2 protein-coding genes are annotated in these 2,577 nt (G+C 66.7%); both read left to right on the forward strand.

Features of this window, described 5'->3' with window-relative positions; genetic code table 11:
* Positions 1–46 precede the first annotated feature (46 nt).
* The gene (locus tag ABT063_RS51845) at positions 47–1,174 is read left to right on the forward strand and encodes an IS630 family transposase (protein ID WP_351069331.1); all 1,128 of its coding nucleotides are present in this window, start codon (positions 47–49) and stop codon (positions 1,172–1,174) included.
* 97 nt (positions 1,175–1,271) lie between these two features.
* Positions 1,272–2,438, forward strand: a complete 1,167-nt coding sequence (locus ABT063_RS51850) for a HEAT repeat domain-containing protein (protein ID WP_351069333.1) — start codon at positions 1,272–1,274, stop codon at positions 2,436–2,438.
* Positions 2,439–2,577 lie beyond the last annotated feature (139 nt).

The raw sequence follows: 2,577 nt of genomic DNA on the forward strand, positions 1-2,577 counted from the left end.
CTAGTATCCTGAGTCGTTAGTTCGTTGGCAGTTGAGGGGTTGGGGGATGCCGGGTCCGAAGCCGTTGTTGTTGGAGTTGTCCGATCGCGAACGCAGGGTGTTGCGGGGCTGGGTGCGTAGGCGGACGGCGGGACAAGCCCTGGTGTTGCGGTCGAGGATCGTGCTGGCGTGCGCCGAGGGTCGGCCGAACACGCAGGTCGCGCAGGAGCTCGGGGTCTCGCGGGAGACGGTGCGCAAGTGGCGCTCGCGGTTCGCTGTCGACCGGCTGGAGGGTCTGGTCGACAAGCCGCGATCGGGGGCGCCGCGGAAGGTCACCGACGAGCAGGTCGAGGGTCTGGTCGCGAGGACACTCGATCAGGCTCCGCCGAGGGGTGACTCGCACTGGTCGACGCGGTCGATGGCCGAGGCGGCGGGCATGTCTCAGTCGGCGGTCTCGAGGATCTGGCGGGCGTTCGGGCTCAAGCCGCACATCGTGCAGACCTGGAAGCTCTCTACCGACCCACAGTTCGTGACCAAGGTCCGTGACGTGGTCGGCATCTACCTCTCCCCGCCGGAGAATGCCCTGGTCCTGGCGGTGGACGAGAAGTCGCAGATCCAGGCCCTGGACCGCACCCAGCCGGTGCTGCCGCTGGCGCCGACGACGCCAGCGCGGATGACGCACGACTACGTACGTCACGGCACGACCAGTCTGTTCGCCGCCCTGGACATCGTCTCCGGCTCGGTCATCGCTCAGCACTACCGGCGCCACCGCCACCAGGAGTTCCTGCGCTTCCTGAAGACCATCGACGCCGCTGTACCGAAGGATCTGGACCTGCATCTGGTCCTGGACAACTACGCCACCCACAAGACCGAAGCGGTCAAGAAGTGGCTGTTGCGCCATCCCCGCTTCCACCTGCACTTCACACCCACCTCCGCGTCCTGGCTCAACCTCGTCGAGCGCTGGTTCGCGGAGCTGACCTGCCGCAAGCTCCGCCGCTCGGCCCACCGCAGCGTCCTCGATCTCGAACGTGACATCCGCGGCTGGATCAACGAGTGGAACAACAACCCCAAACCCTTCGTGTGGACCAAGACCGCCGACGAGATCCTCGAAACCCTCGCCTCATACTGCACACGAATTACCGGCTCAGGACACGAGGGTCGGCTGGCGACCGGTGTGTCCCACGCGTGGCACTGACTGCAGGTCGACGACGGTGTGGAGCTGGGGGCAAAGCGCACGGCAGCTTGAAGCCATTGCGGGACCGGTCCCCGTGCCTGTCGTTAGGGTGGTGCCCGTGTCCGAGCTGAACGAGTTGATCGAGGACCTCGCCAACCGCGCCACTGGTGATGATTGGGGTAGCGGTTCGAGCCTGCGGGACAGGGCTATCACACGGCTGACGGAGATCGGACCGGACGCCGTGCCCGCGCTCGTGGCACGGCTGCAGCAGCTGCTCGACGACCGAGCCGACTACCTCGTCAGGTTCACCGCGGCCAAGGCCGAGTTCGACGCGTGGCGTGCCGATTACGTCGGAGACCAGCCGACCGGGTTGCTCGAGCTGCGCGGGTACAGGGACCCGTACGAGCTGCGGCAGGGTTTGGTGGAGGCGCTACATGCGCTCGGTGACCAGCGCGCTGCACCCGTTCTTGTCGCGGCGCTTCGCGACCAAGCGTGTGTCTGGTACGCGGCGATGGCACTGCGGGACATCCACGCGGCCGATCCGGTTGACGCGCTCATGGACGGGCTGGTCATCACGGTCCGCAACGGCAGGATGACCAACGAGATCGCGGCGGTCGCCATCGAATACGGCGTCACACCGGGGCAGGTGATCGCTAGGTTCGACGCCGAGGAGACCGAGCAAGGACGGGTCAACCTCCTGGAGTTGCTTGCTGCTCTCGCCGCCGAACGAGAGGTGCCCGCGACAGCCTTCCTCGCTGCAGTCGACGACGACAACGAAGAGGTCCGCTGGGCTGTTACCCGCGGCCTCACCCACGTCGCGGCGTCCCCCGAGATCGAGGCCGCCTTACTCGTGATGGCTCTTGACCAGGAGAGATCCGTGCGATGGCGGGCGATCTCGGCACTTCGACAGATACGCGGCAGCGGTACGTCCGTCGGGGGCTACCACAACTTCCCACTCACCGAGGACCTAGTTCGCGAGGCATTCCTTCTCCAGGACGAGCGCGTCGACGGCCGGGTACGGGCCCGGCTAGCCGACCTCAGGGACCCGATGCCGGTCGTCCGAGCCCTCCATAGCCTCGCCGCCGACGGCGACAGCCAGGCCGGCGCCGCTCTTCTCTCGGGCACGGCACTGTTCCGCCTAATCCTTACCGACGAAACCGCGAATGAAGCCAAAGCGGCCTTCGACACGGTGGCCACCCCGGCAGACGTGACCCGTCTCGAGGAATTCCGCGCGGCACAACCCAAGCCACAACCCAAGCGCCGCCGCTGGTTCCGTCGCCGCTGACGGCTCGGCTCTGGGTTTCATCGGAGGGTCAAGATCTGTCGTGTGTCGACCCCGGCGATGACGCCGGGGAGGACCCGCCGTCCGCCAACGCACTCAGCCCCGCAACACCCTGCGCTCGCGATCGGACAACTCCAACAAC

This window comes from Streptomyces sp. NPDC002838 (genome assembly GCF_040295365.1).
Lineage (GTDB): Bacteria > Actinomycetota > Actinomycetes > Streptomycetales > Streptomycetaceae > Streptomyces.

What these genes read in the sequence shown, in the direction of transcription:
- ABT063_RS51845 (WP_351069331.1), top strand. Translation starts at nt 47, where the DNA reads ATGCCGGGTCCGAAGCCGTTGTTGTTGGAGTTGTCCGATCGCGAACGC.